Annotated in this window: 14 protein-coding genes; 7 read left to right on the top strand and 7 right to left on the bottom strand. The window is 42.7% G+C overall.

Features of this window, described 5'->3' with window-relative positions; translation table 11 throughout:
- Positions 1–60: 60 nt before the first annotated feature.
- Positions 61–1,020, bottom strand: a complete 960-nt coding sequence (locus tag HHL16_RS24170) for a FecR family protein (protein ID WP_169427903.1) — start codon at positions 1,018–1,020, stop codon at positions 61–63.
- A gap of 183 nt (positions 1,021–1,203) precedes the next feature.
- On the opposite strand from HHL16_RS24170, the gene HHL16_RS24165 reads away from it, so the two are divergent.
- Positions 1,204–1,761, top strand: a complete 558-nt coding sequence (locus tag HHL16_RS24165; protein WP_169427902.1) for a sigma-70 family RNA polymerase sigma factor — start codon at positions 1,204–1,206, stop codon at positions 1,759–1,761.
- A gap of 65 nt (positions 1,762–1,826) precedes the next feature.
- Here the strand turns inward: HHL16_RS24165 and HHL16_RS24160 are convergent, their stop codons facing one another.
- The 3 genes from HHL16_RS24160 to HHL16_RS24150 all read right to left on the bottom strand — a co-directional run bounded on the left by HHL16_RS24160 (position 1,827) and on the right by HHL16_RS24150 (position 5,102).
- Positions 1,827–2,381 carry an SRPBCC family protein gene (locus tag HHL16_RS24160; RefSeq protein ID WP_169427901.1) on the bottom strand — a complete coding sequence of 185 codons (555 nt, stop codon included), beginning with the start codon at positions 2,379–2,381 and terminating at the stop codon, positions 1,827–1,829.
- 76 nt (positions 2,382–2,457) lie between these two features.
- Entirely contained in the window at positions 2,458–3,024 is a 567-nt protein-coding gene (locus HHL16_RS24155; protein WP_169427900.1) for a Crp/Fnr family transcriptional regulator, read from the bottom strand.
- A 236-nt stretch (positions 3,025–3,260) separates the two neighbouring features.
- A complete protein-coding gene (locus HHL16_RS24150; protein ID WP_169427899.1) occupies positions 3,261–5,102 on the bottom strand; it encodes a LuxR C-terminal-related transcriptional regulator in 1,842 nt (613 codons plus the stop codon).
- A 339-nt stretch (positions 5,103–5,441) separates the two neighbouring features.
- On the opposite strand from HHL16_RS24150, the gene HHL16_RS24145 reads away from it, so the two are divergent.
- The 5 genes from HHL16_RS24145 to HHL16_RS24125 all read left to right on the top strand — a co-directional run bounded on the left by HHL16_RS24145 (position 5,442) and on the right by HHL16_RS24125 (position 11,937).
- On the top strand, positions 5,442–8,339 hold the full coding sequence (locus HHL16_RS24145; protein ID WP_169427898.1) for a tail fiber domain-containing protein: 2,898 nt from the start codon (positions 5,442–5,444) through the stop codon (positions 8,337–8,339).
- 4 nt (positions 8,340–8,343) lie between these two features.
- A complete protein-coding gene (locus HHL16_RS24140; RefSeq protein WP_169427897.1) occupies positions 8,344–9,723 on the top strand; it encodes a T9SS type A sorting domain-containing protein in 1,380 nt (459 codons plus the stop codon).
- 512 nt (positions 9,724–10,235) lie between these two features.
- Positions 10,236–10,874 carry a two-component regulator propeller domain-containing protein gene (locus HHL16_RS24135; protein ID WP_169427896.1) on the top strand — a complete coding sequence of 213 codons (639 nt, stop codon included), beginning with the start codon at positions 10,236–10,238 and terminating at the stop codon, positions 10,872–10,874.
- Positions 10,875–11,300: 426 nt separating this feature from the next.
- Entirely contained in the window at positions 11,301–11,606 is a 306-nt protein-coding gene (locus HHL16_RS24130) for an RNA-binding protein (protein ID WP_169427895.1), read from the top strand.
- 91 nt (positions 11,607–11,697) lie between these two features.
- Positions 11,698–11,937 (top strand): RNA-binding protein, encoded by a 240-nt coding sequence (locus HHL16_RS24125; protein WP_169427894.1) that lies wholly within the window; start codon positions 11,698–11,700, stop codon positions 11,935–11,937.
- Positions 11,938–11,960: 23 nt separating this feature from the next.
- On the opposite strand, the gene HHL16_RS24120 is transcribed toward HHL16_RS24125, so the two are convergent.
- Entirely contained in the window at positions 11,961–12,686 is a 726-nt protein-coding gene (locus HHL16_RS24120; protein ID WP_169427893.1) for an acyl-CoA desaturase, read from the bottom strand.
- Positions 12,687–13,001: 315 nt separating this feature from the next.
- On the opposite strand from HHL16_RS24120, the gene HHL16_RS24115 reads away from it, so the two are divergent.
- Entirely contained in the window at positions 13,002–14,465 is a 1,464-nt protein-coding gene (locus HHL16_RS24115) for a glycoside hydrolase family 130 protein (protein ID WP_169427892.1), read from the top strand.
- On the opposite strand, the gene HHL16_RS24110 is transcribed toward HHL16_RS24115, so the two are convergent.
- Together HHL16_RS24110 and HHL16_RS24105 are read right to left on the bottom strand one after the other, a co-directional pair.
- A complete protein-coding gene (locus HHL16_RS24110) occupies positions 14,459–15,487 on the bottom strand; it encodes a glycosyltransferase family 4 protein (RefSeq protein WP_169427891.1) in 1,029 nt (342 codons plus the stop codon). The two genes, HHL16_RS24115 and HHL16_RS24110, sit on opposite strands and share 7 nt — an antisense overlap.
- A complete protein-coding gene (locus HHL16_RS24105) occupies positions 15,484–16,569 on the bottom strand; it encodes a glycosyltransferase (protein WP_169427890.1) in 1,086 nt (361 codons plus the stop codon). Before HHL16_RS24105 ends, HHL16_RS24110 begins: the two co-directional genes overlap by 4 nt.
- Between the last annotated feature and the right edge of the window lie 7 nt (positions 16,570–16,576).

The following is a 16,576-nucleotide window of genomic DNA, read 5'->3' as shown; positions in this document are numbered from 1 at the left end:
AGTAATTTGTTACTGAAGCGTTGCCCGGCCAGGCGGCGCTTCTTATTTTATGTGGATAGTTCAATGCACGTACACTGTGTCTTTCTCCTGTTGGAAGCGGAGATCCCATACAAACGATAAATGCTTCAATACTTTTTGCAAGGACTCTTTTCCGAAACTGGCAGTAATGGTTTGATTTTGCAGGGAGCCCGGATACTTGAATTTGACTCCGTATTTATTTTCGATGATGGTGAAAGCATCGCGTATCGGAGTCTTGTAGAAACTGATCTGTCCGGTTGCCCAGTCTCCGATGCTGGATTCCGTCACCTGATGTATTTCGGTGGTACTGTCTGCTTTGTGGTAGAGCATCATCTCTCCGGGTTTCAGCAACTGTTCAGGCATGGCTGCTTGCCTGATTCCAATTTTTCCATTCTTCAGCGCAACACGCAACTGCGAGGATGCAGAATAACCTTCGATATTGAAAGCTGTGCCATACACTCTTGTGGTAAGGGATCCCACTTTCACTTTGAATGGCCGGTCAGCATCATGTTTAACTTCAAAAAAAGCTTCCCCCTGCAATGCTACTTCACGGGTACTGTCGTTGAAATTACTGGCAATGGAGAGACTGGAAGCAGCATTGAGATACACGACAGAACTATCCGGAAGCCTGAGCAGCTTCACAATCCCCGGTTGATCGTTTCGATACACTTCCCAACTGAGTGATTTATGTGCAGGTTCAGCAAACTGCCGCCACAGCAGTGTTACAGCCAGCAGCACACTGGCGGCAGCCACCCAGGGGAGGAGCCGTTTTCTGCTGCTCATTTTTTTCACCCTGCCAACAGCACCCACACGCGATAACACTAGCGACGCCATGGCGTCTTTGGTTTCCTGGCGGCTCGCTATGGTTGGTTGATCCCACATCTTGTCGATATGATCATCGAGCCAGGATTCGCCTTCGGCTTCAATCCATTTATCGATAAGTGCGATCTCATCCTCACTGGCTTCTCCATTCAGATATCGCCTGATGATATCTGTATTCATATTGTGTAGTTTGATAGAAGTAAAATCATCTGCATTAAAAACGATCGGGAGAAAAAATGCCTGTACAGGTATTTTGCACTTAATAATTAGTTAACAATGGAAGATCAAATACATCACGGAGAGAATTGCTTAACCGTTTCTTAATGATGTGAAACTATATTTGCGCCATTAAGCCGATTTTTTTTGATAGCAGAAAAAGAATACAGATTAAGGAAGGTTATAGATCAGACGCATGATCAGCTGTTGTCTGTTTTACTTTCATTTACCAGCAACCGTCATCTTTGTGAAGACATACTGCAGGAAGCGTATGTGAGATTCTGGAACAATATGGAGCAGGTAAAGGATGATGATACTGCTATCTATCTGCTGAAGCGTTACACCCGAAATCTGTTTCTCGACGAAATGCGCAGGATATCGAGAAGGGAATCTCTGCTGGCAAACCTGCATACGAATATTGCGGTGGCTTCGGCGGAAGAGCTGGCCATAGAAAAGGAGAGACGCACTATCATTCAGTCTGCCATTGAAAAATTACCTGCACAGCAGAAAAAGATATTCAGGATGCATAAAGAACAGGCCCTAAGTTACAGACAGATTGCAGACCAGCTGGGAATAACCACCGGTACAATTGAAACACAGATGAACCGAGCATTGAAGTTTCTTCGTAAGGAGCTGGCAGGAATGAATGTGAATGATCCTGCACTTACATTCGCGCTGATTTATTATGCGCTGACTGCACACTAACAGAGTGGATATTTCGGAGCTGAAACCTTTGTTAGATCTATAGATTTGCTATGCAGGTTCAAATTTCAGATCGGATCCAGATCCGCTTTTATAATCATCAACGCATTTTCGAGTAGTTGCCTCACATCCCTTATCAAAAACAGATTTATTATCCCGCGTGCTATAAAATGCTTAGGAAATATTTTATAAGTCCATTCGATTCTTGTCTGCCCATTTCCTATGTCCGTAAACTTCCACTCTCCATCTACTCTTTTTGCCAGAAACCTTAACTGCGAAGTGAAGTTTTCAATTTTGTAAGAGAACGACTGATCAGGAATAACCGTTAACAAACTTTCTTTGGCTGTAGATCCATCTTCAAAATAAACAGTTCTCGAAAGGCCTTGTTTATTCCACTTTTCAGATTCATCGGTTTTTATGACGGCTGGCAATTTCTTGTATCGCTTAAAGATGTGCGGTAAACTAATGGGCACAATGTAATTAAATGCTTTTTCAGCGGGAGCCATAACAGTTGCTTCAATTCTTACGCATGGTATTCTTCTGTTGGTTTGTGCGATGGCAGTGGAGATACATCCTGTTATGATGATTGCAACCAGTAATAAAGTTATTCCAAATGTGGTCATTGAGCTTCGGTTTAAGCTATCCCAAAGCTCACAAACCGGAAACAGAAAAGATTTGCCATTTGGCAAAAAATGCAACTCAGGAGTTTCTTCTGATCCGACTTAAACTGGATTGGGTAATGCCTAAATAGGAGGCGAGAAAGGATAGGGGGATGCGATTGGCAAGCGTTGGAAATCGTTCCAGAAAGTTTGCATATCTGGAGCTCGCGTCTTCACCCAGCATTGGACTGATGCGGTTTACCTTTTCGAGCAGAGATGTTGCAGAGATCTTATTGATTAAGGTTTCCCAGCCAACTATTGTTTGCGACAACTCCTTTAGATCGGCTGCGGTAAATACCAGCAGCCGGCAATCCATTACTGCCTGAATGTATTCAGAAGAAGGGACCTGATCTGAAAAGCTGTGCAGATCAACAGCGAAATTTTGTTCATCGATAAAGTAGCGGGTGATTTCCTTGTCTTTGTTGTTATAATAGAATACCCTAAGTATACCCGCAGAAACGAATGCAACCTGACGGGCTATTTTACCTGCTTCCGAAAAAGAGTCGCCTTTATTGAGATGGATGATTTTGACTTTGTTTTTGACCAACTCAATTTGTTGATCGTTTAACTGACCGAACCGGCATAAGTAGTTAATAAGGCCTTCCATGAGACGCGATTTAATAGAAATTAGACAATCCTGCCGTGAAAAATAAACTATTTTCAGCTCAGAAATTAACGCAAACAAGGGTGTCTTTGTTTTTTGTATTACATCGGCTAAGTTGCTGGGCGTATGCCCCTAATGGTTGCCTGCAAAAAACCGTGACCAACTTTTGCTACCGCGCCTCCTGCAAACACATCGCCCAACACACCGTCATTTTCTTTTACTTCAACAGATAATTCACTTTATTCCAGAAAAGCATCCAGCTCTTCTGCGGAATTGATGCCGATCTTTTTATATAACCTGTATTTTGCTTTCTTCACGCTATCGGGGGATATGAGTAATGTCTGGGCGATCTCTTTGTTGGTGAGCCCCAGTTTATGCAGCATCATCAACCTGAGTTCGGCACCTGAAACAGGGCCGATTCTGTCAACAATGCTTTTTTCAAAATCAGGGTATATCCTGATGAATGAGTTTTTGAATTCGCTCCACTGTTCCTTTTGTGTAAGATTGAACTCTTTGAGGAAAAGAATGCTTTCTGGTTCCTGATCAGTTTCTTCTTCTTCTGGTGATGCTACGGTTACTTCATCATATGCAACTTTCCCGGAGCTGCCATTACTTTTTATTGCAGCGGGAGCATGTAGGTTCGTATTATCATTTCTGATGGTTTCCAACTGTGCAAGCAATTGAATTTTCAGCGCTTCAATTTCAGCCGCCCGTTGAAGACTAATCTTTTCCGTGTTGGTCTTATCTTTTTCTATTCGTCTTATTCTTTTGTAGAGCAGGTAGATAATGATGCCGATAAGAATGGTTATTGCGGCAACAATGATGAATTCTACAATAGCGCTGTTTTTTCTGGCTCTTTCTTTCTGAACCATTTCATCTTCGTACACACGAACTGCTGCATCCAGTTCCAGTTCTGAAATTTTGTTTTTATTGCCATGATCCTGGAACAGGGAATCGTAATGAACAAATGCTTTGTACGCCGTCAATGCATTTTTGTAGTCCTGCAATTTTTCGTAGTAGAGGTAAGCTGCTTCATGTCTTTTTTTATGGGAAGCATAGTCGTTGATCCGGACAGCGGGCATGATGGCATTGAATGAATCCAGCAATAATTTACATTGTGCCAAATGATTTCGCTGCAATTCTATTTTTATCAGCCAATAAAAATCCTCCGACGCATTTCCCCAAAGTTTTTCCTTAAAGCTCAGCTCTTTTTCCTTCATCATGTTATCGTAGGCTTCCGCATAACTTCCCATTTTATAAAGGGTAACAGCGGCGCAGCCCAGCACTACAGTGTTGAAATCGGTACTGCCCGATGCGATAGCCGTTGCCGATGCTTTATTGAAATAGCGCATCGATTCTGCCAGGCTATCCATTTTCTGGTAATTGATACCGATACCATTCAGTGAAACGAGAGAATCCATCAGTATACCCTTGCCTGTTGCCAATGATCTTTTAAAATATTCAATAGAGGGTTGCGGTTTATCAAGCTCCCATAAGATATAACCGATCTTATGCAGGATTGCCTGAAAGGAGATATCCTGCTGCAATCCGTATCTAACAACATTCTTCTCTGCAAAGAACAGCACTTTTATTGCCTGGATATTGCGTGATGTGCGATGCTGGTATTGAGCCAGCTCAAACAAGATTTCCAATGCGGCTGAATGATCTCCTTCCTTTGTGTAATCGTTATACAGTGCTTCGAATTCTTTGTCCGCCAGCTCAGACGGGGCTTTCTGGCATTTCAGTTTTTCGGACATTTCAACCAGTGCCATTCTCCGGTACAGCGATTGATTATTTTCTTTTCTGCAACGATCTTTTACATAATTGCAAAACCGGGCAAGCTCTTCGGGAAATTTCCTTATTCCATGACTGCGTAAGAAAATAGTACAGATGCGATGCACATTGTCGGGCGCTGCCTCACTGCAGACAGTATAGAGGCTGTCGTAATCACCGGGGTGTTGTATCACCCCTACAGATGGAGTAGAGGCGGACTGAGTTTGAGAGTTAGCCGGCATATGCATCACCAGACTCAGCAGAACAATCAGCCAGTGCCTCTTATTAATTTTACTGAGTGTAAACAAAGCCAGGTATTTTTTTCAGAAAAGTGGTGGACATGCTCAAAGATAAAGCAGGAAAAAGTTCAAATATGTCCACTCAACCCCGAATTCTTCGTTTGTCCACCGTGTTTTAGTTGTTTGTCCACCGTTGAAATTCAACAGGATATACCTCTTCCATTAGTTTTGCGCGCATAACGGTCATTTAGAATGATGACTGTAGGGTGGAGAACCAGCCTTGTATTTCATACACCGCTGGTTCTATTTTCATCATCTCTCTCTTAAAAACAGTGATGAACAGGCAGAATGCCGGTACGACATTCTTTATCCACTATAACAACCAATCACACATAGAAAACCAATAACATGAGACCCAAAAAACTGTACCTGTTTCTTTTCTGTTCGCTGCTTTCCGGCGGTCTTGTTGCACAGAATGTAGGTGTTGGCACCAGCACGCCAAATGCCACATTAGAGATCAAGGCAACCAACCCGGCCACACCAGCCAATTCGGATGGGATCATCATTCCCAGAATAGATGCATTTCCGGCAGTGAACCCAACAATACTTCAACATGGCATGATGGTATACCTGACCACAGCAGCAGGGGCTAATCAGCCAGGATTTTATTACTGGAACAATAACAGCAGCAGCTGGGTATCGCTAACAGGCGCCACCAGCGGTACCGTATGGAATCTCAATGGTAACGCAGGCACCAGTGCAGGCGCACATTTTATTGGCACAACGGATGATATGGATTTCTTTTTAAAAAGGAACGGAGTATTATCCGGCAGGCTAGGTTATTCAAGCACTTCATTGGGCAGGGGATCATTACAAAATCCCATTAACGGTGGAGAAAATACCGGAATAGGAGCTGATGCCCTGGCCAACACAAGAAATGGTTCTTATAATGTTGCTGTCGGGTATGGAGCGTTATTTTCAAATTACGATGGATCCGGGAATACGGCCATCGGTCATCGCACGCTCTACTCGAATACAAACGGATACGGAAATACTGCGATGGGACAATATAGCATGAATAAGAATACTACCGGAGCTGGGAATGTGACCAATGGTTTCAGTGCTCTGGAGTACAATTCAGGGGGCAGCTATAATACCGCTATTGGCGTTTTTGCTTTGAGGTTTAACCAAACGGGAAGCTATAACACTGCCGTAGGTAACGAAGCGTTGACCAATCAGGTGTTTACTTCCGAGAATTCGGCTTTTGGTTACCGTGCACTGTTCCTCAACAAAACAGGTATTTCAAATACTGCAATTGGTACCAGAACGATGCAGAATATTATTTCTGGCCATGAAAATACTGTTATCGGAACAGATGCTTTATCGGAGGATATAACAGGCGGTCAGAATACTGCCGTTGGGGTTAGAAGTTTAAAACTCTCTACAGTGGCAGGGAACACGGCTGTAGGTTTCGAAAGCATGGCAGCCAACACAACAGGACTCTACAATGCGGCTATTGGCATGTGGGCATTGTCCACCAACACCATTGGAGCTTCCGGCACAGCAGTAGGTTACAGAGCTTTGGCATCAAATGTTGATGGAAATTCCAATTCGGCGATAGGAACAAATGCTTTAATGCTCAATACCACCGGTGGCTTCAATACAGCCGTTGGGGCTGGTGCATTAGCATCAAATACCACAGCCTGGAATAATGTAGCGATCGGAGCAGATGCATTGGCTGCAAATACAACCGCGAGATACAACACAGCAACCGGAACCAATTCTCTAAAAGCCACTACTACCGGAGAATCCAATACCGCCCTTGGATACAACACATTGCTGTCAAATACTACTGGTTGGAGTAATGTGGCTATAGGTGCGGAAGCATTAAAGCTCAACACTATTGGTTACGCCAATACTGCTATCGGAGGTTATACGCTGGCTAAAAACACAACCGGTAGTCTTAATATCGCCATCGGTTTAGCGCTAAATGCAAACACATCAGGGAACAACAATATTGCGTTAGGTTCCGAGGCCTTATACTCAAATACTACAGGAACCAGCAACACCGGGATCGGTGATAGAACATTAGCCAACAACACAACAGGGAACAATAACACTGCATTGGGTAACCGGGCAGGACAACTGCTTACTGCCGGTTCAAACAATACTGCTATAGGTTACAACGCCCAGCTGCCGAGTGCTTCAGCCAGCAACCAGGTAAGTATCGCCAATGTAATCTATGCTATCAACACCGATGTGTCAGGAGCAGGAAATGTAGGAATTGGTACCGGCACTCCAGCTACCAAACTCGATGTGCTGGGTACTACCAAAACCACCAATTTCCAAATGACAGCGGGCGCAGTTAATAATTATGTATTAAGAACAGACGCAGCTGGTAACGCAAGCTGGGCCGCAATAAACTGGCTGGAAGCAGATCCCAAAATAGCCGGCATGAGTGGCAACCAGGTTGCCAAATGGAATGGCAGCCAGTTAGTGAACAGCTCCATTACCGACAATGGCTGGGTAGGCATCGGCACAACCAGCCCAGGCGCTCAATTGCATATTACAGGAGGATCAACAGCCGGAGCCCCCAATCAGCAACGTTCTTATTTTCACGTGAACACTTCAAATATCGTTCAGGATGTAAGCTCATCAGGTGGTATTGTTGTACGTGCCGATGGCTGGTTCTGGTCGAATGGTGGTGGTTATCTGGCTACCTCCGATGCGAGGATCAAAAACATTATAGGCATTACCAATAATCAGGCAGATCTTGCTACGCTTCAAAAGATACAGATAACAGATTACACCTATAAAGATGAAATAAGCCAGGGCAGTGGCCGGCAAAAGAAAGTGATAGCACAGCAGGTAAAAGAAATTTACCCTGTTGCTGTGAGCCAAAGCACTGGAAGCATCCCCAATATTTTTGAAGTAGCGAAGTCGGTAAAAATCATTGATAAGTCCACAGTTATTACTACCAGTAAGCCACATGGCTTTGTAACAGGCGATGAAGTAAAACTGATCCTGGATAAAAGCGGTGAAAAAATCTATACTGTAACTGTTACTGCTCCCGATAGTTTCACAATCCCCGCAGCAATCGCTGAAGGCGTTTTTGTATATGGCAAAAAAGTAAATGATCTGTTGAATGTAGACTACGATGCATTGACCACGCTGAACATCAGCGCTACGCAGCAATTGATAAAAGAAATAGAAAACCTGAAAGCAGAAAACGTAAAACTGAAAACAGATCTGCAGCAACAAATGGCTAACCTGCTCAAACGTTTGGAAGAGTTAGGTAAAAAATAATCTTATGAATCTGAAAAAATACGCTACTCAATTAGCCTCGCTGTTATGCATGGTTAGCTTTACCGCTACCTGTGTGCAGGCTCAATTAAAAGTGCAATCCGGCGCTATTGTTTCATGTTCGGGACATGCCATTATTACGCTGAACAATGCAGACCTCATCAACGATGGAACCATTAGCCTGTCGGCCGGGCAAGGCACTTTTATTTTTAACGGCAACGCCAATAATACCATTTCCGGATCCTCCGTTCCCTTGTTCGATATACTGCAAATTGCCAAAACCGGCAGTGCCGGAATAACGCTGCAACAGGGACTGCAAATAGGTTCGGAGATTACTTTCACTTCGGGCATCATTGATTTGAATGCACAGAATATTTTATTGCAATCCGCTGCTCAATTGAATGGTGAATCTGAAACCAGTCGTATTACAGGCGCCAATGGCGGTTATGTGCAGATCATCAATAACCTCAACACACCATCTCTGGTGAACGCCGGTAATCTCGGAGCTGTGATTACTTCACCGCAGAATCTTGGCAGCACCATAATTCGGCGGGGACATACATCGCAAGCCAATCCTTTAGGCGCGGGCAACAGTATTTTGCGTTACTACGAAATAATTCCAAATAACAATGCTGCGCTCAATGCCACGCTGCAGCTAAATTATTTTGATGCAGAGCTGAATGGACTCGATGAAAACAGCCTGGTACTTTATAAAAGTACGGACAATGTTCATTGGAATAGTCAGGGATTCGATACACGCGATGCAGCTACCAATTACGTTTCCAAATCAGGACTGGCCGATTTTTCGTGGTGGACAATTTCATCATCCTCCAACGCTCTTCCGCTCGTATGGGTTTCGTTCAATACACAATGTATAAGCAACGGAACACGCATTACCTGGAAAACACAGCAGGAGCAGAATACCGCTACTTTTGTGATACGACGCAGCACAGATGGTATCAAGTGGACTGACATTAGCAGCATGCCTGCAGCCGGCAACAGCCAGACGGTTTTGTCCTACACATTTACCGATCTGCAGACACCGGCAGCCACCAATTATTACCAGATCGCGCAGCGTGATATTGATGGCCGCCAAACCTATTCACCGGTACTCATCAGCAAATGCGGACAATCGGAAAGCATTAAAGTATATCCCAATCCTGTGCGGAATAATTGCTGGGTAAGCATACAATCAGAAACTGCCAGTCCGGTTTCGTTACGCTTATACGACAGCAGGGGAGCGCTTTTGCAGGGAAAATCAATAAACATACAGCCCGGCAGTAACCAGATTCCTTTATCGCTGGGTGGTTTACCAACAGGCAACTATGTACTGGTAATAACCTGGAACGATGGTAAAGTGAAAGTGGTTAAGCTGGAAAAGAGTTAAGCATTTTGGTTCTGATATTTGTAGCACAATCAAAAGCCCTGTAGTTCTTATTTGTAAAGAACTACAGGGCTTTTATCTATCCAAAATTTCAGGAACTTTCACAACAACCAGATAAGATAAAACAAAGCAGTCCTTCAATTTCTTTTGAGGCATTACTTTGCTAAAAAAAACTCATCAGCCACTCCCATTTTACTATAGCAGAAGCAGTCTCGAACTGGCAGCTACGCAACGTAGAAAAAGACATCCTGCGGTTGCTGGTAAAGTACTGCAAGGCTGATTTCACGCTGTTTGATTTTACCGGTGCTGATAAGCGTTTTGATCAATTCCGGAAGATTGGTGAATTTATTCTGGTGGCGAAGCAGCAACATTAAGTCTTTTGCAAGCGGTTTCTGCGAAAATTTACATCCGTTTATTCTTTTTACAAACTGTTTACCGCCGCATTCCCTGGTAGAGCGTAGGTTTGGATAAGCACAGTCAGCTTTCCTGAAATTTTTAAGTGATTAAAAAAAATTATGAAATACGCAATCGTATATGCCTGGTTCATGGTATCCGTTTGTTACAGTTCCTGTGGGCAAAACCAAACAAACGCACCATCCAATAATAACAGAGCAAATAGAGCAAACTACACCGAGTCTCAGCTTAAAGAGGCGGACACTGCCAAAGTGCCTATGAGTATGGTTCGGAATGTAAAGCAAGCCAGGAACGGAGACATTTTGATTGCTTCTTACTTAGGCGTGTTTCGATACGATGGAACATCTTTTATCAATCTAACAAGGAAAATAATTCCGCCCGGCGTATCCAGTTTCTGGGATGTGCTGGAAGATCGAAAAGGAAATCTTTGGTTCGCTTCCAAAGATTCAGGCGTTTATTATTACAATGGCAAAACCTTTCAGCATTTTACAACAAAGGATGGGCTTGCCAGTAATTCAGCTCTTCATATTTATGAAGATAAAGCCGGCAATATTTGGTTTGGCGCTAGCCGTTACGATGGGAAATCTTTTCGAACTTTTACTGCAAAAGATGGATTCCCCGGTAACAGTATTCGTTTACTCCTTGAAGACAAAACCGGCAAACTTTGGTTTGGTGCACAAGGAGAAAATATGTTCGTTTATGATGGAAAAACAATCGCTATTGTTAACGGGGAATATTGAGGATGCTAAATTGAATTATTCCAACTTTAATCAGCAGCAGTACCGGCCAGTCCGAAGAATAATGACGGTTCTTCCTTTTACATTCTGCAATACAAATACAGTAGCGACACAAACAACCCGCCAATAGAGATCATAAAAATGGTATTTGATGGAAGCAATAGAATCGCAGGCATTCAGCCAATGCGAAGAATTTGTGACATAAATCGAATATTTATGGAGGCTAATATGTATCTGATCAGCCGAATACACTGTTATTGAGAGATAAAGTCGCAATAGTTGTAAAATATAATTGGCAGGCTTGGTAATCAGAGTTAACTTCAATGAATTCGTTTGAGCCTCGCATCAGTATCGCCATTTATCTGCCAGCATCTGCATTTAATTCCTATACTTCTTGCCTTTCTCAGATTTCACTCAAAAAACGCATCAATGAATATTTATGTATCGAACCTGTCATTTAATGTACGGGAAGAAGATCTAAGGAGTTGTTTTGCAGCCTGTGGCGAAGTAAATTCTGTTGTAATAATAACAGATAAGGAAACAGGTCGTTCAAAGGGCTTTGCATTTGTTGAAATGACAAATGAAAATGAGGCCCAGAAAGCTATCCAGCAACTTGATCAGTCTTCTATAGATGGCAGACAGATCAAAGTTTCTGAAGCCAGACCAAAAACAGAAAGATCTTTTGATAAGAAACCTTTCAATAGAAACAACAGCGGTGAAAATCGCAGGTGGTAATTCTTACTGCTGAGACAGCAATCGGTATCCCCGGATAGCAATTGCTGTCTCAGTTTTTCAAAAGATGCCTCCCTCAAAATAAACCTATAGTATGATTATCCAGGTTTACAATCTGAGTCCCGACTTCACTGATAAACATCTTCGGAAAATATTTGAAGCCTTTGGAACTGTTCTGAATGCAGAGGTTTCACGCAATCCATTCAACGGGCGATCCAACAGAAATGGAATGGTTGAAATGCTGAAGACAGAAGATGGTGAAAAAGCTATACAATTATTGGATAGATCAATTGTTGAAGGGAAGATCATTTCTGTGTCTCCCACTAACAAATAACGAGTAGTTTCCCGGCAGCACTATCACTTACTAATTTTTATGATCCTGAACCATGCAAGCGCTTTTATCAAAGGGAAAACCGGATCAAATTCGTGCCATCGTTTTCCAAAGTTGATTGCACTGGGATTCTTATGGTGATTGTTATGATAAGATTCGCCCAGCATCAGCACATCCACTACCAAAAGATTCTGAGAGGTATTCTTCAATTTGAAATTCCGGTAACCATATTTATGTGCGAACCAATTAATGATCGCACCATGAAATGCCCCCATTGTAATTACAACAGGAAGTAGCAATAAATACCAAAGTGAGGAAGACAGAAGAAGAAATAAAGCGAGGTATCCAACCGACCACAGGATACGCGACAAAGGCGAACTGGCCAACCTGTCGAAGGAATTCCATTCCGGAAGATTATGTGTAAAGCGCTCTTCTACTTCAAATTTACCTGTGTGGATACGATTGTAGATATTCCTCGTGCGAAACATCATTTCAAAAACATTTTTTGAGAACTCCGGAGAATGCGGATCCTTTATTGTATCGGTATAGGCATGATGCATTCTGTGCATGATACCATAGGTTCTCGGACTCATGTAGGAAGACCCTTGTGCAATGTAGGTAAATACAAAAAATATCTTCTCCCAGGATCTACTCATCCTAAATGCTCTGTGAGCTGCATATCTGTGCTGGAAAAAAGTCTGACAGAAAAGTGAAGAATACCAAATAAGAATAAACAAGATCAGTGTCCACATAGTTTGAATTTTAATTAATAGAATGCGGAAGACTGATATTGAAGAAGCGAGCGGAGGGCAGGAACTACATAATTAGTGATTCGTCATTTCTATATGTTGTAAGGTACTGTTATAATTGTTAATAAATGCACAATCGAATAGCTGACACCAGATTAATTTTACATATGAAACAGGAGTTCTTTCAACCATTACATAATGCTATGCTATTCAGTACTGTTGCGAATTTGATCGAATCTCCGATGATTATTGAAGCAGGTTAACAGCAGAATTGATCTACCTTCAATTTTTCTTCTATAATACAACTTCCCATTCATTATGAGCCTTCAGATCAATAAGATAAACCTGCAGCTGACACCAGATAACCGAAAGGTGATCACCAGATATTTTAATCCTGGCAATGAAAGATCAATAATATTGATCAACAGGGTGCTCCAAATACCTCAGGAGACTGCAAAGAGTTTACTGAATCAGATCTTTCATGAATTCTCCCAATTCCACAAGGATCTCCCGGCAGTTTTCGAAAAACATTTCAGGTTGATAAAACAGTTATTGCCACCTGAAGCAGAACTGACGATAACCCCGGATCTAAAATTGCTGATCGGCGCTTATTTTACAATGGAATATTCTCTGCAACATGCTGCACTTTTCAATCCATCCATTGTTGAGGATCCTGATCAGTCAGGCGCTGAGCCTGGTGAAAAAAAAGTAATCATGAGTTTCAGAGCTGCAGGGGAGGGCCATATCTCATCGCTGGTATTCAAACGGGCGAAACTGGACAAAGACAGCATGATCCATATTGAACCATCCGGAAACCTGATGTACGAGGGGAGGATTACTCAACAAAAACTGAACAGCAAATCCGATTTTGAAAACCTGTTGTCTCAAACGGTCTTACCGGTTGTTATCCAGCAGGAAATACTGAATCAACTGAAGGATACGTTTTCCTATCAGTCTATTGAATCAATATTAAAAACAGCCCTTCAGCAACTAAAACCCGGAACGGGCAGGAATAAATTGAAGTATGATATCCTCAGTATGGTAAATACCAGCTATGAAATACATTTTCTGCCTGACTCAAAGATTTCCGAGCGTGTTATTTTTCCTGTAACCTTCACTGAAAAGAATGGCATTGAAGACGCCAGATTTGTGAAGTTCACCGAAGATGACGGAACCTCCAGATATATTGCAACCTATACTGCGTACGACGGAACTTTCATCTTGCCTCACTTGATTGAAACAACAGATTTTCTTCATTTCAAATCTTCTCCGCTTCACGGGAAAGCAGCAGTAAACAAGAACCTAGCATTATTTCCCAGAAAGATCAATGGATCATATGCAATGCTGTCCCGAATTGATGGCATCAATAATTATCTTATGTTCTCCGAAGATCTTTACCTCTGGGAAAAGGCAGATTTATTGCAGCAACCTGCGTATTCCTGGGAATTTGTTCAGATTGGTAATGGAGGCTCTCCACTGGAAACAGACAGAGGATGGCTGGTTATTACGCATGGCGTAGGCCCCATGCGAAAGTATTGTCTGGGGGCCAGTTTGTTTGATCTGAATGATCCATCAAAGGAATCAGGCCGTTTGAAAGAACCATTACTGATACCTGATGAGCATGAACGGCACGGATATGTTCCCAATGCCGTATATACTTGCGGAGCGATCATCCATAATGAGAATCTGTTTATACCTTATGCCATTTCGGATTACAAAACTGCTTTTCTCACTGTTCATCTTAATTCTTTGCTCGATGCAATTATGCAGACAGATCAATAATCTTTTATTGATCCAGATCTTCTCGTTGACCTTTCGTAGAGTTTCAAATAATGTTTTGCCATAACCTCGCTGCTGAATTTGTGAAGGGCATGTGCTCTGCACGCTTCTCTGCTGATATTATTTAGTTTGCCAACAGCAGCAACTGCCTCTCCGATAGTGTGCACCAGAAATCCTGTTCTTTTATGTAGGATCAGCTCATTCATGGAACCTCTTTCAAAAGCAATTACCGGAGTTCCGCACATCATGGCTTCCGCTACGCTGAGTCCGAAAGGTTCATCAAAACTGATAGGATGCAACAGGGCTTTCGCATTTCCCAGCAGGTGATTTCGCTGTATCGGATCTACATTTCCTTCATAAGTTATGTATGTATTATCAAGAAAAGGAAGAACCATGGTTTTAAAATAATTTTCATCCTGGATCAACCCGCAAAGTTTCAACCTGCTTTTCGATTGAATGGCAATTTGAATAGCTTCATATGCTCCTTTATGCGGATGTATGCGTCCGAAAAACAACAAATATTCTCCCGCCCCATCACCAAAATGAAACTGTTGTTCGTTGATGCCATTATAAACAGTGTCAAGGTAAGTGAGATCGGGATGTCGGTTACTATTGCTGACGGAAACATACAATGCATGCCCGTTATATTTTCTGTATACCGGAATAATCTGATCGGATGAGAACCCATGTATTGTTGTAAGCAGTGGAGTTGGTATCAGTCTTGAATAGGTCAGGGGCAGAAAATCAAAATGATTGTGTATGATGTCAAACTCTGATGCCTGCTCGATGAGGTTGGAGATGTGCAGGCACTCCCAAACCTTTGCATCATCCGGATAGTCTCCCAATGGCTTCGCGCAAACCGATTGCAGTTTGGCCCCGGTGATCGAATCTCCTGTGGCAAATAATGTAACATCTATTCCCAACTTTACCAATGACTCTGTAAGAACCGAAGCTACCTGTTCCCAGGGGCCGTATCTTACCGGTGGTGTTCTCCATGTGATGGGGGAGAGGATGGCTACTTTCATTCGGATAAAGCCGCTGAAACAACAAGGTGAGATATCCAGAATGCCAATGTACTTTCGGCACCCTGATTTAAATTGATGCCGTCGCTGTGCAAGCCATCTGTGCATCCCCCTGTAGTTGGATCGTATAATGAATGTCCCAGATCATTATCTCCTAAAAACCACCTGTAGCTTGCATACATGAGGTTAAGGTATTTTGGTTCGCGCGTTAATCTGAAAGCCTGCTGGTAACACAGGATCATTGCCATCGCATCAATGGGTTGCTGATCGAATTGTGCAGGCGGACAACCTTTTTTGCACCAGCCCTGATTGCCAACCGGACGAAAAACATTATTGAAGAATACTTTCGATTCCAGAAACTGAAGTGATTCAAAAGCGATGGAGAGATATTCTTCATGCATCGTAATCTCGTATGCATTCAGCAAAGCCAGCGGCAGCATTGCATTATCATAAGTGAGAATGGGTTCGAACCAGTGCCAGGCATCATTCTTATTCTCCTTATACATCCTGACCATCTTATCTGCCAGATGGATCACCATGTTTCTTTTAAGATCGTCCGGGAAATGATATTTTATGAACTGACAAATGCCAACGATCGAATTGGCGATACCGCGTAATGAAGTAAGGGAATTAACGTGAGGGTAGGCCTTTGCAAAAATTTCCTGTCCTGTTTTAACCTGAAGCGGTGAAGTGCCATCATTGATCAGAAACCCCAGGGCCATCAACGTTCTTCCATAAGAATCTTCGGATCCGCGAATCTCCGGTCTGTTCTTGTCGTATGTAAGAAAATTCTGAAAATATCCATCCTTCGTCTGCATGTAATGAATGAAGCTGAGATATACCGGCAGTAATTCTGCTGCCAGCTGATTCCTGCTGTTTTTGCATGCCCAGACTGTCAACAGCAATGCGCGTGAATTATCATCTATGCAATACCCTTCTTTTCTGTTTGGGGTTGCAAATACAGCGTGTTGGATAATTCCTGTGAGATCAGTCAACTCAATGATATGTTTAAAATTCAGATCCGGCATTTGTGCTGTGACCAGAGAAATTGTTGTATCCGGACCGGAAACTTCTTTCGTTGCCATTAATATT

Origin of the sequence: Pseudoflavitalea sp. G-6-1-2 (assembly GCF_012927185.1) — a bacterium.
Classification (GTDB): Bacteria; Bacteroidota; Bacteroidia; order Chitinophagales; family Chitinophagaceae; genus Pseudobacter.
Note: the sequence above shows the minus strand (reverse complement) of the source record. Positions and strands in the feature narration are given on the sequence as shown.